The sequence below is a fragment of the Defluviimonas aquaemixtae genome, from assembly GCF_900302475.1.
GTDB lineage: Bacteria > Pseudomonadota > Alphaproteobacteria > Rhodobacterales > Rhodobacteraceae > Albidovulum > Albidovulum aquaemixtae.
This window is the reverse complement of sequence record NZ_OMOQ01000001.1, coordinates 1,476,395-1,497,246: the sequence shown is the minus strand read 5'-3', so window position 1 is coordinate 1,497,246 and position 20,852 is coordinate 1,476,395. Positions and strand designations below refer to the sequence as shown.

Genomic DNA, 20,852 nt, shown 5'->3' with positions numbered 1-20,852 from the left:
CAGTGGAAATACCCGCAATTCTGGCTGGCCTCGCCGATACCGGGGGCACGGTCCTCGCTTTTATCGTCGCACTTTCGATCATCGTCGCGGTCCATGAATACGGACACTACATCGTCGGCCGCTGGTCGGGCATCCATGCAGAGGTGTTCTCGATCGGTTTCGGCCCGGTGCTGTGGAGCCGTGTCGACCGGCGCGGCACGCGCTGGCAGGTCGCGGCACTGCCCTTCGGCGGTTACGTCAAGTTCCTCGGCGACGCGAACGCGGCGTCTGCCGGCGCGGACGAGGGCACGATGGCGCGGCTTTCGGACGAGGAACGGCGCCACACGATGCACGGTGCACCGCTCTGGGCCCGCGCGGCCACGGTCTTCGCGGGGCCGCTGTTTAACTTCATCCTCTCGATCATCGTCTTCGGTGCGCTTCTCTTCGCAAGCGGAGTCGCCACAGATACGCCCGAGGTCGCCTCGGTCAAGCCGTTGCCCTATCAGCACGACCTTCGTCCCGGCGACAGGATCCTGGCTGTGGCCGGGCAGGAGACACCGGATTACTCGGCGCTTGGCGACGTGGCCGAGACGCTTCCACCAGAGGAAACGGTGGACTACCGGGTGATGCGCGACGGGCGGGAGATATCGATCGCCGGCCCGACCCTGATGCCGCCCCTGATCCTCGGCATCCAGCCGCGTAGCGCCGCGCAGGATGCCGGCCTTGAGATCGGCGACGTGATCCTCGCAATGAACGGAGAGCCCACGCCGCGCTTCTCCGACCTGCAGGAAGTCGTGCGCGAGGGGAAGGGGGCACCCGTCACGCTCACCGTATGGCGCGACGGCGAGACCTTCGAGACGACGCTTTCCCCGCGCGAGCGACCCGTGGAGGCCGCCGATGGTGGGCTTGAGACCGGCTACCTTATCGGCATCAGTTCCACTTTCGTGTTCGAGCCAGCGACCCGCAGCCCGGGGTTGGGCGAGGCGGCGACGGTCGGCGTCGCGCAAACCTGGGGCATCATCCGGGGCACTTTTACGGGCATCTCGTCGATGGTCGCAGGGCGCATCTCGACCTGCAACATCAACGGGCCGGTTGGGATCGCGCAGGCGACGGGGCAGGCAGCCGAAGAGGGGCTCACCCCATTCATCTGGCTGGTCGCGGCGCTGTCGACCGCAATCGGGCTGCTTAATCTCTTCCCGATCCCCGTCCTCGATGGCGGCCACCTCGTGTTTCACGCGTATGAATGGGCATTCGGAAAACCCCCGCCTGACAGGGTGATGAATACTGCGATGGCTGTGGGCCTGGCTCTCGTCCTGTCGCTCATGGTCTTTGGGCTGACGAACGATCTGTTCTGTCCATGAGTGGCAAGGCTGGGCAAGCGTGTGCACGTAGCGCCCATGCCCCAATACCGCCACAATCGCCGCCTATCTTCGATCGCATAGTCCCATTCGTCAGTACAAGGGCAACGGCCATGCAAACGATCCAGAGAAGCTATCGCGGGTTATGGCTGGTCCTCGACCTCGGTCTGGACCGCATCATCATCCCGCTGGCTATCGTGGTCGGCCTGGCCGGCGGCGCCATGATCGGGTCGGAACTGGCCCGGTTCCAGGCACCTGCGAGCCAAGGCATCCACTGACCGTTTGGGCCTATCCTCCTGTCGCCCAGAGCTCCGGCGCGGCCTCCTTGGGGCCGCGTCGCGCCTTTTGACAAGCCCCCCCTTTCCCGGTAGTCAATTTCGCAGGACAGTGACAAGAATTTCAGGGGGCGGATCATGTTGGCTGGCGGGCAAGGAACAGGTGCGCTCGGACAGGATTTCCATAGATTTGCGAAAGTAACGGTTTTCCTTTTGGTTGCAGCGCTTTGCGGCCTTTTCTTTACCCAGGCGCGGGCGCAGAACTACAGCTTCTCCAATGTCGTTGTCGAAGGCAACGACCGGATCGAACCTGCAACGATCGTGAAATTCGCCGGAATCGCCCGCGGCGAGGCGATCACCGAGGCCGGACTGAACGATGCCGTGCAGCGGATTGTCGCCTCCGGCCTCTTCGCCTCGGTCGACGTCGTGCCCTCGGGCAACACGCTCATCATCCGCGTCGTCGAGAATCCGACGATCAACGTCATCAGCTTCGAGGGCAACCGTCGGCTCAAGGACGAAGACCTCTCCACCGTCATCCAGTCGCAGTCGCGCCGCGTCTATTCGCCCGCGCAAGCCGAGGCCGACGCCGCAGCGATCACGCAAGCCTATGTCGATGCTGGCCGGCTCGCCGCGCGGGTCGAGCCGCGCATCATCGAGCGCGACGGCAACCGCGTCGATCTCGTCTTCGAAATTCGTGAGGGCCGCGTGACCGAGGTTGAGCGGCTGAGCTTCACCGGCAACCGCTCGTTCTCCGACCGCCGGCTCAGGCAGGTGCTGGAGACCAAGCAGGCGGGCTTCCTGCGCCAGATCATCCAGCGCGACACGTTCATCGCCGACCGGATCGAGTTCGACAAGCAACTCCTGACCGATTTCTATCGCTCGCGCGGGTTTATCGATTTCCAGGTCCTATCGGTTTCGCGCGAGTTCTCGCGCGAACGCGACGCCTTCTTCCTGACCTTCGCCGTGCGCGAAGGGCTCAGCTACAAGTTCGGCAACGTCACCGCCGTCAGCGAATACGAAGGCGTCGACGCGACCGAGTACCGGAACGTCATCCGCATTCGGCCGGGGGCGACCTATTCGCCGCTCGCCATCGACACGACGATTGCGCGGATGGAGAATGTCGCGCTGAGGCAGGGGGTCGACTTCATGAATGTCGTGCCCCGCATCACTCGCAACGAACGCAACCAGACGCTCGACATCGTCTTCGCGCTCACCAAGGGCCCGCGCGTCTTTGTCGAGCGGATCGACATTGAGGGCAATGCCACGACGCTCGACCGTGTGATCCGGCGCCAGTTTCGCACCGTCGAGGGCGATCCCTTCAACCCGCGTGAAATTCGTCAGGCTGCCGAACGGATCCGCGCGCTCGACTTTTTCTCGACCGCGGATGTCCAGGCGCGCCAGGGGACGGCGCCGGACCAGGTCATCGTCGACGTGAATGTCGAAGAACAGCCGACCGGCTCGCTGACTTTCGGCGCGAGCTATTCGGTCTCGAGCGGAGTGGGCTTCAATATCGGCCTCAGCGAATCCAACTTCCTCGGCCGCGGCCAGTTCGTGAGCGTCAACCTCTCGGCTGGGACGGACAACCAGAACAGCTCGATCACCTTCATCGAACCCGCCTTCCTCGACCGTGATCTGCGGTTCCGTCTGACGGCCTATTACAATACGACTGACAACGACAATGCGTTCTACTCGACGCGCCGCATCGGCTTCTCGCCCTCGATCGACTTCCCGCTCAGCGAATTCGGTCGCCTCGAACTGCGCTATAAGATCGCGCAGGACGAGCTTTTCAGGGTGAGTGCCAGTTCCTCGGCACTGCTGCAGGCAGAAGCGATGCGCGGCGCGGAGGTCTCGAGCGCGATCGGCTACACCTATTCCTACGACACGCGCATCGGCGGGCTCGACCCCAACAGCGCGTTCCTCTTTAACTTCGGTCAGGATTTCGCCGGGCTCGGCGGCGATATCGAGACCGTCACGACAACAGCGCTCGCTCGGTATCAGACCCGCGCGTTCCGCGAGGAGCTGACGCTGAGGGCCGAGATCGAGGGCGGCGCGGTCTTCGCGCGAAGCGGCGATACGCGGCTACTGGATCGCTTCACCGGCAATGGCAAGATCCGCGGCTTTGAGCCGAACGGGCTTGGCCCGCGCGACCTGACCGTGCCCAACCAGGATGCAGTCGGCGGCAACTTCTTCGCGGTCGCCCGGCTCGAGGCCGAGTTCCCACTGGGACTGCCCGAGGAATACGGGATCACGGGCGGCCTGTTCGCGGATGTCGGGTCGGTTTGGGGGCTCGACAATACGCTCGGCGGCACGATTGATGACGATTTGCACCTGCGCTCTGTCGTCGGCGTCTCGATCTTCTGGGACACCGCGCTCGGGCCGTTGCGTTTCAATTTCTCTAAGGCGCTCGAAAAGCAAAGCTACGACAAAGAGCAAAGCTTCGACTTTACCGTCTCCACCCGGTTCTGATGGCCGAAAGGTGCGCCAGGGTCTGGATCGGCGCGGGGTTCTTGGCACTTGGCCTTGCTTGCGCGCCGATCACGCTTGCCGCGCAGGAGGCTGTCGCGCCGCCGCAGAGCCCGATCCTGACGTTGGACCAGGAGAGGCTCTTTACCGAGACGCTCTGGGGCAAACGCGCCGCCGAGCGGATCGAGGCCGCCTCGGCCGAGCTTGCCGCCGAGAACCGGCAGATCGAAGCCGAGCTTATCGCCGAGGAGCGGGCGCTGACCAAACAGCGCGCCGATCTGCCGGTTGACGAGTTTCGCGCTGCGGCAGAGGCCTTCGACGCCCGCGTGACGGAAATTCGCCAGACCCAGGACACCAAGGCCAGAGAGATCGGCCGGCTGCGCGACGCCGAGCGCCAGCGCTTCTTCACCGAGGCGCTGCCTGTGATGAGCGAGGTTCTGCGCGATCGTGGCGCCGTCGTCGTTCTCGACAACCGCGCGATCTTCCTCGCCGCCGACGTGATCGACGTCACCGATGAGATGATCGCGCGCATTGACGTCGAAATCGGCGCTGGAAATGACGCACCGGTGACGCCCGAAACCCCTGAGAATACTGAACTGCCCCAGCCAGAGCCGGTCCCCGAGAACTGACCGGCGTTCTTGCCAGCCTTGAGCCGAGTTGCTAGCAAGGCGCGAGGGAGTGGCGAGGGCAAAAGGAGAGCGCATGACCGTCGAAGCACCGACCGAGGCAGACATTCACCTCATTCAGCGCATCATCCCCCATCGCTACCCATTCCTGCTGATCGACAAGGTGCGCGACATCGTGCCCCACAAGGGCTGTGTCGGCGTCAAGAACGTCACCTTCAACGAGCCGCATTTCCAGGGGCATTTCCCGGCCAAGCCGATTATGCCCGGCGTCACAATCGTCGAGGCGATGGCCCAGTCGGCGGCGGTTCTGGTCGGGATATCGATGGACGTGGTCGGGCGCGAACTTCTCACTTATTTCATGTCGATCGAAAACTGCAAGTTCCGCCGCATGGTGGTGCCCGGCGACGTTCTGGAGTTGCACATGACCGTCAAGCGCGGCGGCGGCAAGATCTGGAAGTTTGATGGCCGGGCCACGGTCGGCGACGCGCTCGCCTGCGAGGCCGAGGTCACCGCGATGATGGATCTCAGGGACTGAGCATGACCATCGCGCCAAGCGCAGACATCCACCCCTCGGCCATCGTCGAGCCGGGCGCCACGATCGGCGCGGATTGCAGCATCGGCCCGTTCTGCCTGATCGGGCCCGATGTGGCGCTCGCCCCCCGCGTCGAAGTCAAGAGCCATGCCGTCATCACCGGCCGGACCGAGATCGGCGAGGACACAGTCGTCTTTCCATTCGCGACGCTGGGCGAGGTTCCGCAGGATCTGAAGTTCAAGGGCGAAGAGACGCGCCTCGTTCTGGGCGCGCGCAATCGCATCCGCGAACACGTAACGATGAACACCGGCACCGATGGCGGAGGCGGGATCACCCTGGTGGGCGACGATTGCCTGTTCATGGCCGGCTGCCATGTCGCGCACGACTGTCAGATCGGCGACCGCGTGATCCTCGTGAACAATGCCGCCCTCGCCGGGCATTGCGTGCTCGAGGACGAGGTGATCGTGGGCGGCCTGTCCGGCGTCCACCAATTCGTCCGCATCGGGCGCGGCGCGATGATCGGCGCGGTCACGATGGTCACGGCGGACGTGATCCCGCACGGGCTCGTCCAGGGCCCGCGTGGCACGCTCGACGGGCTGAACCTCGTCGGGCTAAAGCGGCGCGGGGCGGGGCGGGCGGACATCGCAGCGCTCCGCGACCTCGTCGCGGCGCTCGGGCAGGGCACATTCCGCGACACGGCCCGCGCGCGCGCCGAGAACGGCGCCGACAGCACGCTCGTGCGCGAGGTTCTCGACTTCATCCTCGGCCCTTCCGACCGGTCGTTCCTGGCACCCCGATGACCGTCACCGCCATCATTGCGGGGCAGGGGGCGCTTCCGCCGTACCTCGCCGCCGCGCTGCAAGCGCAAGGAATGCCGTATGTCACGGCCGAGCTCGACGGCTTCGCCGCCGATCTGCCCGGAGAATCCCCGATCCGCTTCCGGCTAGAGCGACTCGCCCCCTTCCTCGACCAGCTCGCCGATCAGGGCGTGTCGCGCGTCGTCTTCGGCGGCGCGATCCGCCGCCCGCGGCTCGAGCCCGAACTCATCGATCCGCGCACGGCGACGCTTCTGCCGCGACTAATGACCGGCATGGCCGGAGGCGACGACGCGGCCTTGCGCGCCGTCATCTCGATCTTCGAGGAGTGGTCGTTCCAGGTGATCGGCGCCGATGCGGTCGCCCCCGAGCTCGTGCCCGGGCCCGGCGTGCTCGCGGGCGATCCGTCCGAAGCCGACCGCCGCGACGCCGCGCGCGCGGCCGAGATCGTCGCGGGCCTCGGCACGTTCGACATCGGGCAAGGCGCGGTCGTGGCGCAGGGACTTTGCCTTGCGGTCGAGACGCTTCCGGGCACCGACGCGATGCTCGACTTCGTCGCCCGGCACGGCGATCTCCGCCCCGACACGAAGGGCGCAAAGGGCGTGCTCTACAAGGCTCCGAAGCCCGGCCAGGACCGGCGCATCGACCTGCCGATGCTCGGCCCCGCGACGCTCGAGGCAGTGTCGGCGGCAGGCCTCGCCGGGATTGCGTGGGAGGCTGGCGGCGCGCTCCTACTCGACCGCGCCGCGATGATCGAGGCGGCTGGTCGGGCGGGTATCTTCCTCTGGGCGCGGGAACCGTGAAACTCTTCCTCATTGCGGGCGAGGCATCGGGCGACGCTCTTGGCGCGGCACTCATGGCGGGCCTGAAGACGCTCAGCCCGGATGTGGAATTCCACGGCGTCGGCGGACCGCTGATGGAGGCCGAGGGGCTGACGAGCCTCTTTCCGATGGAAGAGCTGTCCGTCATGGGCATCATGGAAGTGCTGCCGAAATACCGCCACCTCAAGCGCCGCATCCGTGAAACCGCCGCCGAGGCGGTGCGGCTCGATCCGGCCGCGCTCATCACCGTCGACAGCCCCGATTTCACGCTGCGCGTCGCGCGTGCCACCCGGGCCGAGGCGCCCGAATTGCGCACGATCCACTATGTCGCGCCCACCGTCTGGGCCTGGCGCCCGGGTCGCGCGGCAAAGATGGCCGAGGTCATCGACCACGTGCTCGCTCTCTTCCCGTTCGAGCCGCCCTATATGGAAGCCAAAGGCATGACCTGCGATTTCGTCGGCCATCCGGCCGCGACCGAGCCGCGGGCTAACGCCGACGCGGCGGCGGCGTTCCGCGAGGCGCAGATGATCGCGCCCGATCAGCCATTCCTGCTTTGCCTGCCCGGATCGCGGCGTGGTGAGGTCATGCGGCTCGCGCCCCGGTTCGAGGAGGCGATCGCCCGGCTCAGGGACCGCGAACCGGGTCTCCGGGTCGCAATTCCGACTGTCAGGGGTGTCGCACCCCTCGTCCGCGACCTCGCCAGCCGCTGGAAGGTTGCGCCGCTCGTCCTGGAGGATGCTGCAGAGAAACGCTCCGCCTTCGCCGCCGCGGACCTCGCGTTCGCGGCCTCGGGCACGGTCAGCCTCGATCTGGCCGCGAACCGCGTGCCGATGGTGATCGCGCATGACTTCAACCGGATCACCTGGTGGATGATGAAGCGCGCGGCCCTCATCGACACGGTGACGCTCGTCAACATCGTGACCGACACGCGGACCGTGCCTGAATTTCTCGGCCCGGCCTGTCGGCCCGGTCCGATCGCGCAGGCGCTCGCCCAGCTCATGAACGACGACGACGCGCGCGCCGCGCAATTGGACGCAATGGACCGGACGATGGAGCTTCTGGGCCGGGGCGGCGAGGCGCCGGGTCTCAGGGCCGCGCGGTCGGTCCTCGCCCGGCTGACGAGTGGCTGACGCCTCACCCTTGCCGCGTCAGGTCGTTTCCGCGGTGAAGACGAGGCTCGCGCCGTTGATGCAATGCAGGCACTCGTTCTCGACGATCAGGATGTGACCCATATGGCTGCCGCAGCGGCGGCAATGGGCTTCGATCGTCGTGAACCGGGCAAAGATCGGGTCCTCCCCGCTGTCGGCCGGCCAGTCGATGTTCATCAGAAGCGAATTCGGCGCCGACTGCCGAAAGAAGGCCCAGCCCTTGTCGACCTCGACCTTCCAATGTGAGCTATAGACCGGCAGGTTGCACCCTTTACAGGCGTAAGTGCCCGCGCGCGTCTCGTTCCAGAGCGGGCTCGATTTCGGTTCTTCGGTTCCACCCATGCGCAGGATCTCGAACTCGTTCTCGTCGAGCTCAGCGCGCCAGTCCGCTTCGCTCCGCGTCACCTCGTAGTCAAAATCATCCTGCCCGGGAACGACCGCAGCCCCGGCCGCGCCCGCAAAGGGCGTCGCGGCAAGCGTCAACGCGGAACCTTTCAGAAGCGTGCGGCGATTGATGTGGCGTGTCATATTGTCCTCCTTGGCAGATGGGGCGAGCCTAAGGAAAAGCGCGATCACATGGACCGCACGAAGCCGTGGTTCTCGGAATTGTGTGTATGCGTGAGCGTGGCGGTCTCAAGCCGCGCGCCGGATAGCGAAGGCGGACTTGACCCCGCCTTCGCTTAGCTCCGCGCGGCGCCGCGCCAGATCCAGCCGCCGCCAAGGATGCGGCTGCCCCCCGGTGCATAGAGAACGCAGGCCTGACCGGGACTCACGCCCTCTTCGGGGTCGAGAAGCTCAACCTCCGCCTCGGTCGCCGAAAGCGGCCGTACGACTGCGGGCTTGGGCGGCCGCGTGGAGCGGATGCGGACATTCACGTGCCACTCGTCGCGGGCGTCGAAGTGGGCATCGCCCAGCCAGTTGATCTCGCGCACCGGAACCAAACGTGTCGCCAGCTCTTCCTTCGGACCGACGATCACACGCCGCGTCTCGGGGTCGAGCTTCACGACATAAAGCGGGTCGTCCAGCCCGCCGATGCCGAGCCCCCGGCGCTGTCCGATCGTGTAGTGGATCACGCCCCGATGCGTGCCGAGCACGTTGCCCTCCAGATCCACAATCTCGCCCGGATCGGCGGCGCCGGGGCGCAGCTTCTCGATTACCGCGGCATAGTCGCCGTTAGGTACGAAGCAGATGTCCTGGCTGTCTGGCTTGTCGGCCACGCTTAGCCCGTATTTGGCGGCCAGCGCCCGCGTCTCGGCCTTCGACGCGAGATGCCCGAGCGGAAATCGCAAGAAGTCGAGCTGTTCCGGTGTCGTCGAAAAGAGGAAATAGGACTGGTCGCGGTTTGCATCCGCCGCGCAATGCAACTCAGGCCCTTGCGCGCCCATCTTGCGCTGGATGTAATGCCCCGTCGCCATGCAATCGGCATCGAGGTCTCTTGCGGTCCCCAGAAGATCCTTGAACTTCACCCGTTCGTTGCAGCGGATGCACGGCACCGGGGTCGCGCCCGCCAGGTAGGCGTCGGCGAACTCGTCGATAACCGCCTCGCGGAACATGTTCTCGTAGTCGAGCACGTAGTGCGGAAAGCCCATCGCTTCGGCAACCCGGCGGGCGTCGTGGATGTCCTGTCCGGCGCAGCAGGCGCCCTTTTTGGCGAGCGCCGCACCGTGGTCGTAAAGCTGCAACGTTACGCCCACGACATCATAGCCTTCCTCGGCCAGCATCGCGGCCACGACCGAACTGTCGACGCCACCTGACATGGCGACGACGACCCGCGTGTCGCGGGGCGGCTTGGCGAAGCCGAGCGAATTCGGCGATGTGCGGTCGAGCGCCATGATCCTCTCCGGTGGGCTGGTGGTGAGGAATATAGGAAAATCGTAACTACTCACAACCCGGTGTTTCATCGCTCCTTAAGGCTGCTTCGCCACGTTTTTCGGCGGGAGAAGACAAAGGGGTGAACCATGTTTCTGAAGAAGATCGACGGCCCCAGGGCCGTCACGATGCCCGATGGCACCATCATGACACGCGCCGACCTGCCGCCGGTCGGCACACGCCGCTGGGTCGCGAGCCGCAAGGTCAAGGTCGTGAAGGCGGTGGCATTCGGGCTGCTGCCTTTGAAAGAGGCCCTCGAACGCTACGACCTGTCAGAGGAGGAATTCGACCTTTGGCGCGCGGCGGTGGAACGGCACGGCGAAAAGGGCTTGAAAGTCACCGCGATCCAGAAATACCGTCAACCATAGGTAGAAGTCTCGGATGTCCTTGCCACGGTAACTTGCGGTTAACCATTGTGGGCCACTGTCGGGGTAATCGAGGGATGAAAGTGGAGTACGCCTGATGAGAATCCTGTTGGTGGAGGACGATCCGACCACATCGCGCAGCATCGAGCTGATGCTGACCCACGCCAATCTCAACGTCTATTGTACAGATCTGGGCGAGGAGGGGGTCGATCTCGCCAAACTCTACGACTACGACCTGATCCTTCTCGATCTCAACCTGCCCGACATGAACGGGCACGAGGTGCTGCGCCAGTTGCGGCTCGCCAAGATCGACACGCCGATCCTGATCCTGTCGGGCGCCGACGACACGGAAAACAAGATCCGCGGCTTCGGATTCGGGGCGGACGACTACATGACGAAACCTTTCCACCGGGAAGAACTGGTGGCCCGCATCCACGCCATTATCCGGCGCTCAAAGGGTCACGCCCAGTCGATCATCCGGACCGGCAAGGTCAGCGTGAATCTCGACGCAAAGACAGTCGAATCCGATGGTCAGACCGTGCATCTGACCGGCAAGGAATACCAGATGCTCGAGCTTCTCTCGCTTCGCAAGGGCACGACACTGACGAAGGAGATGTTCCTCAATCATCTCTATGGTGGCATGGACGAGCCGGAGCTCAAGATCATCGACGTCTTCATCTGCAAGCTCAGGAAGAAACTAGCGGAGGCGACGGGCGGCGAGAACTATATCGAGACGGTCTGGGGGCGCGGCTATGTCCTGCGCGAGCCCGCACCTGCGACGGCGGACCAGAAGCTCGCCATCGGCGCCTGAAGGTTCCGCTCCGGTCCGGGGGCGGCCGGGGCGGAACCGGGCTGTGCGGCGACGTCGCGGCCCGTCACGCAGGCGAGGACTGGACCTCGGCGGGCCGGCACCCTAACACTTTCGGGGACGGTTCGCGGAGGTCCTTCCATGTCGCCCGGCTCCCCATCCTCCAATTCCGATCCCGCGCGTCCAGACATCGGCAAGACCCCGGTGGCCAAACTTGACCGCGGCACCGCGGCGGCGGAATGGGCGCGGCTCGCCGAGGCAGTCGCCCGCGCCAACCGGGCCTATCACACCGAGGACGCGCCCGAGATTTCCGATGCCGACTATGACGCTTTGAAGCGCCGGCTCGTCGCCATCGAGGCGCGGTTTCCCGCGCTCGCCGAAGCCGGCAGCCCTACGAAAGAGGTTGGCGCCGCGCCGTCCGAGACCTTTGCCAAGGTTCGCCACGCGGTCCGAATGCTGAGCCTCGAGAATGCTTTCGGCGAGAACGAGATCGCCGATTTCGACGACCGCATACGCCGCTATCTCAACCTCTCCGGGGACGCGCCGCTCACCTACACGGCCGAACCCAAGATCGACGGCCTGTCGCTCTCCTTGCGCTACGAGGACGGACGGCTCGTCCAGGCCGCGACGCGAGGCGACGGTGAGACGGGTGAGAACGTGACCGCGAACGCCCGCACGATCGGCGACATTCCAAAGACGCTCGACCTTGCGCCGAAGGTGCTTGAGGTCAGGGGCGAGGTCTATATGAGCCACGCCGACTTTGCTGCGCTAAATGAGCGCCAGGCGGCGGTCGGGGCCAAGACCTTCGCCAACCCGCGCAACGCCGCCGCCGGCTCGCTCCGCCAGCTCGACGCGGAGATCACCGCTTCCCGGCCCTTGAGGTTCTTTGCCTATGCCTGGGGCGAGACCTCCGAACCGCCTGCAGAAACGCAGTTCGATGCCATCGCCCGGCTCGCCACGCTCGGCTTCGCAACGAACCCTCTCACCTGGCGCTGCGACGGTCCGGACGCGCTTCTCGCCGCCTATCGCGAGATCGAGGAAAAGCGCGCGACGCTTGGCTACGACATCGACGGCGTGGTCTACAAGGTCGACGATCTGAGCCTTCAGCGCCGCCTCGGCTTCCGCTCGACGACGCCCCGCTGGGCAATCGCGCACAAGTTCGCGGCCGAGCTCGCCTGGACCCGGCTTGAGGCGATCGACATTCAGGTCGGCCGCACCGGCGCGCTCTCGCCCGTGGCCCGCCTGACCCCTGTCACGGTCGGCGGCGTGGTCGTCTCGAACGCGACCTTGCACAACGAAGATTACATCGCCGGCCGCGACGCAAAGGGCAATCCGATCCGCGACGGCAAGGACATCCGCATCGGCGACTGGGTGCAGGTCTATCGCGCCGGCGACGTTATCCCGAAAGTCGCCGATGTCGACCTCGCCAAGCGGCCGGTTGGCACTGAACCGTACAAGTTCCCCACGGTCTGCCCGGAATGCGGCTCGGACGCGGTGCGCGAGCCCGGCGACGCGGTCCGCCGCTGCACCGGCGGGCTCATCTGCCCGGCCCAGGCGGTCGAGAAGCTGAAGCACTTTGTTTCGCGCGGGGCCTTCGACATCGAGGGGCTCGGCGCGAAGCAGGTGGAGATGTTCCACGGCGACGACGCGTTGCCGGTGCGCGAGCCGGCGGATATCTTCACACTCGCGGCGCGCGACGCGGACAATCCCACGAAGCTGAAGAGCCGCGACGGGTTCGGCGAGAAATCGGCCGCCAATCTCTTCCAGGCCATCGAGGAGAAGCGGAAGATCCCGCTTAACCGCCTTATCTTCGCGCTTGGCATCCGCCATGTCGGCGAAAGTGCTGCCAACCTGCTCGCGCGACATTACGGAAGCTGGGCTGCGTTCGAAGCCGCGATGACCGCGGCGACGGTCGGCGAGGGCGCGGAATGGGGCGAGCTGACGGATATCGACGGCGTCGGCGACGTGCTCGCGGCCTCGGTCGTCAACAGCTTCCACCAAGAGGCGGAGCGCGCCTCGATCGACCGGCTGGTGGCCGAGCTCGATGTGCAGGACGGCGCGCGCGCGCCAACCGAGGGCAGCCCCGTCGCCGGCAAGACGCTCGTCTTCACCGGCACGCTCGAAAAGATGACGCGGGCCGAGGCCAAGGCGCGGGCCGAGGCGATGGGCGCAAAGGTCGCCAGCTCGGTCTCCGCCAAGACCGACCTCGTCATCGCCGGTCCGGGGGCGGGGTCGAAGGCCAAGCAGGCCGAATCGCTCGGCATCGAGATGATCGACGAGGATGCCTGGCTGAGGCTCATCGGCGCATGAGCCGCCCGGCCGTCCTCTTCCCGCTATTCGCCGGGCTCGAAACGCTCGAGGGCGTGGGCGAGAAGACCGCGAAGCACTTTGCCCAGATGGATGTCGAACGCCCGCGCGACCTGCTCTTCACACTGCCCCATTCCGGCACAGACCGGAGGCTTCGGCGCACGATCCGCGATGTCGTGCCGCCTGCGACCGTGACGGTCGAGGTCGAGGTCGGAGCCCATTTGCCCCCCCGCCGCAAGGGCGGCCCTGCGCGCGTCTTCGTCCGCGACGCCGAGACCGAATTCCAGCTCGTCTTCTTTCACGCGAGGGCGGACTACCTGCAGCGGCAACTCCCCACCGGCCAGAGGCGCATCGTCTCGGGCAAGGTCGAAATCTTCGACGGGCTCGCCCAGATGGTCCATCCCGATCATATCCTGAGGGCCGAAGAGGCGCAGGACCTGCCGGACTTCGAACCCGTCTACCCGCTGACCGCCGGGATCACCCAACGCGTGATCCACAGGGCGGTGCAGTCCGCGCTCGCCCGGCTGCCCGATATTGCCGAATGGATCGACCCGGCGCTGAAGGCGCGCGAGGGCTGGCCCGATTGGGCCGACGCCGTGCGTGCGGTCCACGCGCCGAACAGCCCGGCTGATCTGATAGCAGAGGCGCCCGCGCGCCAGCGGCTCGCCTATGACGAGCTGTTCGCTCACCAGCTCACCCTCGCGCTTGCCCGCGCGACTCTCCGGCGCGGCAAGGGCCGGTCGAGCGAGGGCACGGGCGTGCTGCAGGACCGGGTCCTGGCCGCGCTTCCCTATGAACCCACCGGCGCACAGCGGCGTGCGGTCGCCGAGATCGCGGCCGACATGGCGGGCGAGAAGCGAATGAGCCGGCTCCTGCAGGGCGATGTCGGCTCGGGCAAGACGCTCGTCGCCTTCCTCGCGCTCCTGATCGCGGTGGAGGCAGGCGGGCAGGGGGTGATGATGGCCCCGACAGAAATTCTCGCACGCCAGCATCTCGAAAGCCTCCGTCCGCTCGCCGAGGATGCCGGCGTGACGCTCGACATCCTGACAGGCCGCGACAAGGGCGGCGACCGCGCGTCGAAGCTCGCGGCACTTGCCTCGGGCGAGCTGCAGGTGCTCGTCGGCACCCATGCGGTCTTCCAGAAGGATGTCGTGTTTCACGACCTCCGCCTCGCGGTGGTCGACGAACAGCACCGGTTCGGGGTGGCGCAGCGGATGGAGCTTGCCTCCAAGGGGCTGACGGCCGACGTGCTGGTGATGACCGCGACGCCGATCCCGCGCTCGCTCAGCCTCGCGCAATACGGTGACATGGACGTCTCGGTCCTCGACGAGAAACCTGCGGGGCGCAAGCCGGTAAAGACAGCGCTCATCTCGGCGGGGCGCTACGACGAGGTGGTCGATCACCTGCGGCATGCGGTGGGCGAGGGGCGTCAGGCCTACTGGGTCTGCCCGCTCGTCGAGGAAAGCGAGGCGAGCGACCTGACTGCCGCCGAGGACCGCTTCAAGGCGCTCCGCTCCGCGCTTGGCGAGGGCGTCGTTGGCCTCGTCCACGGCCAGATGCCGCCGGCCGAAAAGGATGCCGCAATGGCCGATTTCGTGGCCGGGCGGACTCGCGTTCTTGTCGCGACGACGGTGATCGAGGTCGGGGTGAACGTGCCCGCAGCCACGATCATGGTGATCGAGCGGGCGGAGATCTTCGGCCTCGCGCAACTTCACCAATTGCGCGGGCGCGTCGGGCGCGGGCACGCCGACTCGACCTGCCTTCTCATGTACCGACCGCCGCTCGGCGACACCGCCGAGCGGCGCCTCCAGACCCTGCGCGAGACCGAGGACGGGTTCCGCATCGCCGAGGAGGACCTCGCCATACGCGGAGCGGGCGATCTGATCGGCACGGCGCAGTCCGGGCTGCCGCGCTTCCGCGTCGCCGACCTGGAACGGCAGGCCGCGCTGATGGCGATCGCGCAAAGCGATGCGCGCAAGTTTCTGGCCGAGGATTCCGCGCTCGAAAGCGCGCGAGGGAAGGCGGCGCGCGTCCTTCTGTGGTTGATGGAGCAGGACCGGGCGGTGCGCCTGATCAAGGTCGGCTGAACCGTCGTCCGACACGGCGCAGGCACGAATCTGGCTTTGTTCGCGAATGTTCTTAAAAAGTTCTTTACAAGCGTGGCCAGGTATGAGAACAAATAGGCAACACAGACGCAGACAAAAGGGTGCCCGATGAAATTCGATCTGAAATCCGTTCTGTCCCGCGCCCGTTTCACGCTCGCTCAGGACGCCGCCGGTCTCGCCGCGCTCGTCGCGATGCTGATCGTCGGACTGCATCTGCCCGGACTCGTTTGATTCCAGTCACTGCCTCGCGGTTTTCTGCCCGGTACATGCGCCTGTCCACTGTCCCCCGGCTCTCCCCAAGCCGATGCGCCCGGATCACGGAAATCGCTTCCTGCCGCCGCCTTCCGCAAGGAACGCGGCGGTTTTTTTTGAAGGAAACGGGTTCTTAGCGGATGGTCAATCGCAGCGTGTACTGCTCGGAGGCCGTGCTGCGAAATAGTTGAAACACGTTGACCTCGTAGGTGCGGAGTTCCGTCGGGAAGCTGAAATCGTCCCGGCAATCGACCACGTCCGTCAACGTGAAGCAGGTATTCTTGCTTCCGAAAAGCTGCAACCGGGCCGTCTGCCCGGCACCGGAGCCGAAAACGAAACACATCGGCTGACCATCGGTCACCTGCCCCGTCACCTCCCCGGCCGATGCGCCTGGACTGAACTTGATTTCCGAGCAGTTCTGCGCGGCCGCACCCGTGGCCCATAGTCCAAAAAGAAACGCCGAGAGAAATCGAAGCATGTTGGCACCTCCCCTTGGGCCCTACCATACCATGCATTTCCGTCGGCCGCTTTCGGCGCGGGCGTCAGCTCGATCGCGCGTGCGTTGAACAATCGCGGCAAGCCAAATTACGGCATCGCGGCCCTCAAGCCGCCGCCTCCGCCTCCGCCATCGCCTCGGCCGTAGCCTCGAGCGCCAGGAGAATCGAGGCGTGACGGTTCTTGTAATCGCGCGCCGGTTCCAGAACCTCGTAGCCGGTGAAGGGCTCCGACGGCACCGGGCCGCCTTCCTTCAGCATCGCACGCAACTCATCGCGCGCGCGTTCGATTTCCGCGCGCGTTCGTCCGATCATGTGCGAGCCGGAGATTGCGGCCGACGCCTGGCCGAGCGCGCATGCCTTCACGTCCTGAGCATAATCCGCGATCCGGCCGCCCTTCACGACGACGTCGACCGTCACGGTCGAGCCGCACAGCGGCGAACGACGGCGCACGGTCGCGGTCGCATTCTGCAACCGACGGGTATGAGGAATGTCGGCCGCCAGCGCCAGGATGCGCTGCGAATAAAGCTTGATGAGATCGGTGTCGCTCATGGCTTTCCCTGCGGGCCGTTCCCCCCTAGATAGGACGGGCGCGCGAGAATGGAAAGGTGATCCGATGGGCTTCGATCCCGGGACTTTGGTCTATGACGAGCGCGGCCTTCTTCCCGTGATCGCGCAGGATCACGCCTCGGGAGATGTCCTGATGCTCGCCTGGATGAACGCCGACGCCGTCGCAAATACGCTTGAGACCGGCCGTGTCACCTACTGGTCGCGCTCGCGGAACGCCTTCTGGGTGAAGGGCGAAACCTCCGGCAACGTGCAAAAGCTCGTGGAAATGCGGATCGACTGCGACCGGGACTGCCTTCTCGTCGTGGTGGACCAGACCGGCCCGGCCTGTCACACCAATAGGCGATCCTGCTTCTACACCGCCCTGCGCGGGGGGGCGGAAGTGGAGATCCTCAAGCCCGAATCCTGAGGTTTCACTCCAGCCCAACCAGGCGGCGGATATCGGAGGGCGTGGCGCCGTCTTCACGATACCTGCGGATCGAGCGGCCATCGTCGCGCTTGGCGAGCCGCCTGCCGGTCTCGTCGCGGATCAGACGGTGGTGGTGATATATCGGCGTCGGCAGGCTGAAGAGCCGCTGCAACACCACATGGATCGCAGTCGCCTCGAACAGGTCCTGGCCGCGGGTGACATGCGTAACACCTTGCGCCGCGTCGTCGAGGACGACCGCGAGGTGATAGGATGTGCCCATGTCGCGACGCGCAAGCACCACATCGCCGATACCTTTCGTGAGCGTGTCGCAATCCGTCTCGATCCAGCCATGTTCGTCGTTCGGGCCTGCGCCCTCTTCGGCAAAGCCGACGGACCACAGTGTCTCTCCGGAACGGTTCACGTGATGCTCGCAGACCGATGACGCCGCGAGCGACATGTAGAGGCGCAGATGCTGGTCTTTCGGTCGGGGCGCGAGCGAATGGGGCAGACCGGTATGCGACCTTCGACATGTGCCAGGATAGATGAGTCCGTCGGGGCCCATCGCCGCGCCCTCCTGCGGGGCCGACATGGCCGCGGCGATATCCTTGCGCGTGCACGTGCAGGGGAAAAGGAAATCGCGCGCCCAGAGCCCATCAAGCGCCTCGGAATAGACCTCCATGCGGTCCGATTGGCGCATGACCGGTGCTTCCCAAGAGATCCCGAGCCACGCGAGATCTTCGTAAATCGCCTCTTCCCATTCGGGACGCGAACGAATGCGGTCGATGTCCTCGATGCGCAGGAGGAACTCACCGCCCGCGTTGAGCGCGAGGTCGTGCGCGAGCATCGCCGAATAGGCATGGCCGAGATGCAAGGGCCCGGTGGGCGAGGGCGCAAACCGGGTGATCACCTCATCCTTGCTCCGCAACCCATTGCGAGAAAGCCGATTTCGCCCGGTCAGTATAGGCCTTGTAGCGGTCCTTCCGGCCCCGGCGTCCGCCCTTCGCGTCGATCGGCGGGAAGAGTCCGAAATTCACGTTCATCGGCTGGAACGTCTTCGCCTCCGCGCCGCCGGTGATGTGGGTGACGAGCGCGCCCATCGCGGTATCGGGCGGCGGGGGCGGAATGCCGCGGCCTAGTATCTCGGCCGCCGCCATGCGGCCCGCAAGCAACCCCATCGCTGCGCTTTCGACATAGCCCTCTACCCCGGTGATCTGGCCGGCGAACCGAATGTTTGGGCGCGCCTTCAGCCGCATCGCGCCATCGAGCAGCGTCGGAGAGTTGATGAAGGTGTTGCGGTGCATGCCCCCAAGCCGCGCGAAGCGGGCGGCTTCCAACCCTGGGATCATGCGCAGCACATCGGTCTGCGCGCCGTACTTCATCTTGGTCTGGAAGCCGACGATATTGTAGAGCGTGCCAAGCGCGTTGTCGCGGCGCAGCTGGACGACCGCGTAGGGCTTAGTCTCCGGCCTGTGCGCATTCGTCAGGCCGACGGGCTTCATCGGGCCGAAGCGCAGCGTGTCGCGGCCGCGCTCGGCCATCACCTCGATCGGCAGGCAGCCGTCGAAATACGGCGTGGCATCAGGCGCGGAGCTCTCCTCGCCGGAATGGAATGCGGCCGTCTCGGCAGCCAGGAGCGCATCGAGGAACGCCTCGTAGCGCTCGCGGTCGAGCGGGCAGTTGACATAGGCCGTGCGCTCTTCCTCGGTTTCGCCCTTGTCATAACGTGACTGGCGCCAGGCGACCGACATGTCGACGCTTTCGGCGTAGACGATGGGGGCGATCGCGTCGAAGAATGCGAGCGCATCGGCGCCCGTCGCGGCCCGGATCGCCGCGGCGAGCGGTGGGGAAGTGAGAGGACCGGTCGCCACGATCCAGTGGCCAGACGACGGCAGTCCCGTCACCTCGTCACCGGTCACGGAAACGAGGGGATGCGCAAGAAGCCGCGCTGTTACGCTTTCGGCGAAGGGATCGCGGTCGACCGCCAGCGCGCTGCCTGCAGGCAGCCGGTGGGAATCTGCGGTATCAATGATAAGTCCGCCCGCCTGCCGCATCTCCCAGTGGAGAAGCCCGACGGCATTGCGTTCGTGATCGTCCGACCGGAAGGAGTTCGAGCAGACCATCTCGGCCAGGTGGCCGGTCCGGTGGGCGAAGGTGCCGGTTTTCGGGCGCATCTCGTGGATGACCACGCTGACGCCCATGTTTGCCGCCTGCCAGGCCGCTTCGGACCCGGCCATGCCGCCGCCGATGATGTGAAGTGTCTCGCCCATGTCGGGCGACTTAGGCGAAGTGGCGGTGATTTGAAAGGCCCCGCGGGTCGCGGGGCGCGATCAGAAGTCGACTTGCATATCGATGTCGCGCAGGTAGTTCGGATCGAACTCGCGCGGGTCGGGCTTGGCTTCTTCACGCTCGACGGCGCGGAGCACACCAGAGAGGCCGGCGGAGACGCTGGCGAAGAAACCGGCGATCATCGGACGGCCCGAGGTCTGGGCGGGCGCGTGGCTGGTGACGTCAAACAAGCTCATTACTCTATCCCCTTCGTGAGTGGTGCCGGCATTTACCGGTCGTTTTCTGTTTCGGGCGCCTACAGTCGCCCACGTTTTCCCTCAGAGTGCGCCGAGATTCTTTAGATTGTGTTAACCCGCGCATCTAAACTCTTGGTTGTGTCGTTCTTGCCGTGCCAGTTTCGTCTTTCCCTGGCATTCCGCTCATGAAGCGAGCGCAAGTTCATAATCGTCACGGAAAATGTTCTCGTCGCGACCCGACTGCGTCATCAATTTGGTATTGTCGGGGCGCGGCGCCTCGGCGCGAGGCGCCACGACGACCCGGCGGGGCATCACCGGCGTCACTGGCGTCTCGGAGGCGCGCGAGGGGCGCAGCTTGCGGACCCGCGGCGTCCAGTGCAAGGCGGCGCGATGGCGCGCGGCGCGGGGCAGGGTCTGCGTATAGGTCAGCATCAGGGCGCCGATCAGCGCGATGTCGCGCCAGAAGGCCTCGACATTGCCCGCCGTCGCGTTGCCGATATAGCTTGACCAGAAGAGAAGATTGGCCAGGACAAGCGCTGAAAGACGCAGCCAGGCGCCTACGAGCACGAGATAGGCGGTCGCGAATACAATCACGCGCGCGGCCAGTTCGGCGTCGGCGGCCGGCAGGAGCCAGGCGGTCAGCGGCGTGGCGACTGTGCCCGGTATGAACCCGACAGAAACCGCAAGAAAGTAGGACGCGATAAGGATGCGGACGAGGTTTTGACCGCTCTGGTTGAGTTGTTTGCTGGCACCTGCGTCTTTCTGCATGTCTCATCCCTTCTGTACTGACGACGCGTCGAGTGGCGCGACGCGCGTCAGCTGGAAACAGTCACCTACCACCCGATGACACTGTCGGTGGAATAGGGCACGATTTGGTTAAGAATGTGGCAAGTTCCGTTAACCATATTCCCGAATAAGGCGAGTCATTTGCCAAATACGGGTCAATATGGTTCTGACAGCAGCATTGTTGCGATAAGCGAACTTTCTCGCCACGGTTGTAAAACTGGGACGATTCAAATTGGGGCCGGGCAGCGACGAACGATTCGCCGCCAGAGGCTCCGGTTCCGTGGTTCCGGGCCAGCGCAACGATCTCGCCCGCCCAACGGCGGTATGGAGGTAAAGCCCGGGCACAATGGC

22 protein-coding genes are annotated in these 20,852 nt (G+C 65.5%); 14 read left to right on the top strand and 8 right to left on the bottom strand.

What is annotated here, in order from left to right; genetic code table 11:
* Positions 1-2: 2 nt before the first annotated feature.
* The 8 genes from rseP to lpxB all read left to right on the top strand — a co-directional run bounded on the left by rseP (position 3) and on the right by lpxB (position 7,999).
* Complete coding sequence (gene rseP / locus DEA8626_RS07395) at positions 3-1,340, top strand: RIP metalloprotease RseP (protein ID WP_108852364.1); 1,338 nt, start codon at positions 3-5, stop codon at positions 1,338-1,340.
* Positions 1,341-1,450: 110 nt separating this feature from the next.
* Positions 1,451-1,615: a hypothetical protein gene (locus tag DEA8626_RS21030; RefSeq protein ID WP_181366380.1), complete on the top strand. Its 165-nt coding sequence runs from the start codon at positions 1,451-1,453 to the stop codon at positions 1,613-1,615.
* 135 nt (positions 1,616-1,750) lie between these two features.
* Positions 1,751-4,078, top strand: coding sequence for an outer membrane protein assembly factor BamA (bamA, locus tag DEA8626_RS07390; RefSeq protein WP_108852363.1), 2,328 nt, complete (start codon positions 1,751-1,753; stop codon positions 4,076-4,078).
* A complete protein-coding gene (locus DEA8626_RS07385; protein WP_108852362.1) occupies positions 4,078-4,704 on the top strand; it encodes an OmpH/Skp family outer membrane protein in 627 nt (208 codons plus the stop codon). Before bamA ends, DEA8626_RS07385 begins: the two co-directional genes overlap by 1 nt.
* A 73-nt stretch (positions 4,705-4,777) precedes the next feature.
* Positions 4,778-5,236, top strand: coding sequence for a 3-hydroxyacyl-ACP dehydratase FabZ (gene fabZ / locus DEA8626_RS07380; RefSeq protein WP_108852361.1), 459 nt, complete (start codon positions 4,778-4,780; stop codon positions 5,234-5,236).
* A gap of 2 nt (positions 5,237-5,238) precedes the next feature.
* Positions 5,239-6,033, top strand: a complete 795-nt coding sequence (gene lpxA / locus DEA8626_RS07375; protein ID WP_108852360.1) for an acyl-ACP--UDP-N-acetylglucosamine O-acyltransferase — start codon at positions 5,239-5,241, stop codon at positions 6,031-6,033.
* Entirely contained in the window at positions 6,030-6,851 is an 822-nt protein-coding gene (locus DEA8626_RS07370) for an LpxI family protein (RefSeq protein ID WP_108852359.1), read from the top strand. The genes lpxA and DEA8626_RS07370 overlap by 4 nt, the downstream gene beginning before the upstream one ends.
* A complete protein-coding gene (gene lpxB, locus DEA8626_RS07365) occupies positions 6,848-7,999 on the top strand; it encodes a lipid-A-disaccharide synthase (protein ID WP_108852358.1) in 1,152 nt (383 codons plus the stop codon). The genes DEA8626_RS07370 and lpxB overlap by 4 nt, the downstream gene beginning before the upstream one ends.
* An 18-nt stretch (positions 8,000-8,017) precedes the next feature.
* Here the strand turns inward: lpxB and DEA8626_RS07360 are convergent, their stop codons facing one another.
* Positions 8,018-8,545 (bottom strand): peptide-methionine (R)-S-oxide reductase, encoded by a 528-nt coding sequence (locus DEA8626_RS07360; RefSeq protein WP_108852357.1) that lies wholly within the window; start codon positions 8,543-8,545, stop codon positions 8,018-8,020.
* A gap of 152 nt (positions 8,546-8,697) precedes the next feature.
* On the bottom strand, positions 8,698-9,849 hold the full coding sequence (gene mnmA / locus DEA8626_RS07355) for a tRNA 2-thiouridine(34) synthase MnmA (RefSeq protein WP_108852356.1): 1,152 nt from the start codon (positions 9,847-9,849) through the stop codon (positions 8,698-8,700).
* A gap of 126 nt (positions 9,850-9,975) precedes the next feature.
* Here mnmA and sciP point away from each other — a divergent pair, with 126 nt between their 5' ends.
* From sciP to DEA8626_RS21580, 5 genes are all read left to right on the top strand, one after another.
* Complete coding sequence (gene sciP / locus DEA8626_RS07350; RefSeq protein ID WP_108852355.1) at positions 9,976-10,254, top strand: CtrA inhibitor SciP; 279 nt, start codon at positions 9,976-9,978, stop codon at positions 10,252-10,254.
* 94 nt (positions 10,255-10,348) lie between these two features.
* A complete protein-coding gene (ctrA, locus tag DEA8626_RS07345) occupies positions 10,349-11,062 on the top strand; it encodes a response regulator transcription factor CtrA (RefSeq protein WP_108852354.1) in 714 nt (237 codons plus the stop codon).
* Positions 11,063-11,200: 138 nt separating this feature from the next.
* Complete coding sequence (ligA, locus tag DEA8626_RS07340; RefSeq protein WP_108852353.1) at positions 11,201-13,369, top strand: NAD-dependent DNA ligase LigA; 2,169 nt, start codon at positions 11,201-11,203, stop codon at positions 13,367-13,369.
* Positions 13,366-15,453: an ATP-dependent DNA helicase RecG gene (recG, locus tag DEA8626_RS07335; protein ID WP_108852352.1), complete on the top strand. Its 2,088-nt coding sequence runs from the start codon at positions 13,366-13,368 to the stop codon at positions 15,451-15,453. Before ligA ends, recG begins: the two co-directional genes overlap by 4 nt.
* Before the next feature lie 126 nt (positions 15,454-15,579).
* On the top strand, positions 15,580-15,702 hold the full coding sequence (locus DEA8626_RS21580) for a hypothetical protein (RefSeq protein WP_281261488.1): 123 nt from the start codon (positions 15,580-15,582) through the stop codon (positions 15,700-15,702).
* A 154-nt stretch (positions 15,703-15,856) separates the two neighbouring features.
* On the opposite strand, the gene DEA8626_RS07330 is transcribed toward DEA8626_RS21580, so the two are convergent.
* Entirely contained in the window at positions 15,857-16,201 is a 345-nt protein-coding gene (locus tag DEA8626_RS07330; protein WP_108852351.1) for a hypothetical protein, read from the bottom strand.
* Positions 16,202-16,325: 124 nt separating this feature from the next.
* Positions 16,326-16,769 (bottom strand): iron-sulfur cluster assembly scaffold protein, encoded by a 444-nt coding sequence (locus tag DEA8626_RS07325; RefSeq protein WP_108852350.1) that lies wholly within the window; start codon positions 16,767-16,769, stop codon positions 16,326-16,328.
* Between the two features lie 64 nt (positions 16,770-16,833).
* Between DEA8626_RS07325 and hisI the strand changes: the two genes are divergently transcribed.
* Positions 16,834-17,193 (top strand): phosphoribosyl-AMP cyclohydrolase, encoded by a 360-nt coding sequence (hisI, locus tag DEA8626_RS07320; RefSeq protein WP_108852349.1) that lies wholly within the window; start codon positions 16,834-16,836, stop codon positions 17,191-17,193.
* Between the two features lie 4 nt (positions 17,194-17,197).
* Here hisI and gluQRS read toward each other — a convergent pair whose 3' ends face one another.
* From gluQRS to DEA8626_RS07300, 4 genes are all read right to left on the bottom strand, one after another.
* Positions 17,198-18,100 carry a tRNA glutamyl-Q(34) synthetase GluQRS gene (gluQRS, locus tag DEA8626_RS07315; RefSeq protein ID WP_108852348.1) on the bottom strand — a complete coding sequence of 301 codons (903 nt, stop codon included), beginning with the start codon at positions 18,098-18,100 and terminating at the stop codon, positions 17,198-17,200.
* 1 nt (position 18,101) lies between these two features.
* Positions 18,102-19,460 (bottom strand): methylenetetrahydrofolate--tRNA-(uracil(54)-C(5))-methyltransferase (FADH(2)-oxidizing) TrmFO, encoded by a 1,359-nt coding sequence (gene trmFO / locus DEA8626_RS07310; RefSeq protein WP_108852347.1) that lies wholly within the window; start codon positions 19,458-19,460, stop codon positions 18,102-18,104.
* A gap of 60 nt (positions 19,461-19,520) precedes the next feature.
* Positions 19,521-19,715 carry a hypothetical protein gene (locus DEA8626_RS07305; RefSeq protein ID WP_108852346.1) on the bottom strand — a complete coding sequence of 65 codons (195 nt, stop codon included), beginning with the start codon at positions 19,713-19,715 and terminating at the stop codon, positions 19,521-19,523.
* 183 nt (positions 19,716-19,898) lie between these two features.
* On the bottom strand, positions 19,899-20,483 hold the full coding sequence (locus tag DEA8626_RS07300) for a hypothetical protein (RefSeq protein ID WP_108852345.1): 585 nt from the start codon (positions 20,481-20,483) through the stop codon (positions 19,899-19,901).
* Positions 20,484-20,852: the final 369 nt, after the last annotated feature.

Bases quoted from the DNA above. Each gene is read 5' to 3' on its own strand.
- trmFO (WP_108852347.1), bottom strand. From the start codon at position 19,460: ATGGGCGAGACACTTCACATCATCGGCGGCGGCATGGCCGGGTCCGAA.
- bamA (WP_108852363.1), top strand. From the start codon at position 1,751: ATGTTGGCTGGCGGGCAAGGAACAGGTGCGCTCGGACAGGATTTCCAT.
- DEA8626_RS21580 (WP_281261488.1), top strand. From the start codon at position 15,580: ATGAAATTCGATCTGAAATCCGTTCTGTCCCGCGCCCGTTTCACGCTC.
- DEA8626_RS07300 (WP_108852345.1), bottom strand. From the start codon at position 20,483: ATGCAGAAAGACGCAGGTGCCAGCAAACAACTCAACCAGAGCGGTCAA.
- mnmA (WP_108852356.1), bottom strand. From the start codon at position 9,849: ATGGCGCTCGACCGCACATCGCCGAATTCGCTCGGCTTCGCCAAGCCG.
- DEA8626_RS07325 (WP_108852350.1), bottom strand. From the start codon at position 16,769: ATGAGCGACACCGATCTCATCAAGCTTTATTCGCAGCGCATCCTGGCG.
- ctrA (WP_108852354.1), top strand. From the start codon at position 10,349: ATGAGAATCCTGTTGGTGGAGGACGATCCGACCACATCGCGCAGCATC.
- DEA8626_RS07370 (WP_108852359.1), top strand. From the start codon at position 6,030: ATGACCGTCACCGCCATCATTGCGGGGCAGGGGGCGCTTCCGCCGTAC.
- DEA8626_RS07360 (WP_108852357.1), bottom strand. From the start codon at position 8,545: ATGACACGCCACATCAATCGCCGCACGCTTCTGAAAGGTTCCGCGTTG.
- DEA8626_RS07330 (WP_108852351.1), bottom strand. From the start codon at position 16,201: ATGCTTCGATTTCTCTCGGCGTTTCTTTTTGGACTATGGGCCACGGGT.
- sciP (WP_108852355.1), top strand. From the start codon at position 9,976: ATGTTTCTGAAGAAGATCGACGGCCCCAGGGCCGTCACGATGCCCGAT.
- hisI (WP_108852349.1), top strand. From the start codon at position 16,834: ATGGGCTTCGATCCCGGGACTTTGGTCTATGACGAGCGCGGCCTTCTT.
- lpxA (WP_108852360.1), top strand. From the start codon at position 5,239: ATGACCATCGCGCCAAGCGCAGACATCCACCCCTCGGCCATCGTCGAG.
- DEA8626_RS07305 (WP_108852346.1), bottom strand. From the start codon at position 19,715: ATGAGCTTGTTTGACGTCACCAGCCACGCGCCCGCCCAGACCTCGGGC.
- fabZ (WP_108852361.1), top strand. From the start codon at position 4,778: ATGACCGTCGAAGCACCGACCGAGGCAGACATTCACCTCATTCAGCGC.
- ligA (WP_108852353.1), top strand. From the start codon at position 11,201: ATGTCGCCCGGCTCCCCATCCTCCAATTCCGATCCCGCGCGTCCAGAC.
- DEA8626_RS21030 (WP_181366380.1), top strand. From the start codon at position 1,451: ATGCAAACGATCCAGAGAAGCTATCGCGGGTTATGGCTGGTCCTCGAC.
- DEA8626_RS07385 (WP_108852362.1), top strand. From the start codon at position 4,078: ATGGCCGAAAGGTGCGCCAGGGTCTGGATCGGCGCGGGGTTCTTGGCA.
- recG (WP_108852352.1), top strand. From the start codon at position 13,366: ATGAGCCGCCCGGCCGTCCTCTTCCCGCTATTCGCCGGGCTCGAAACG.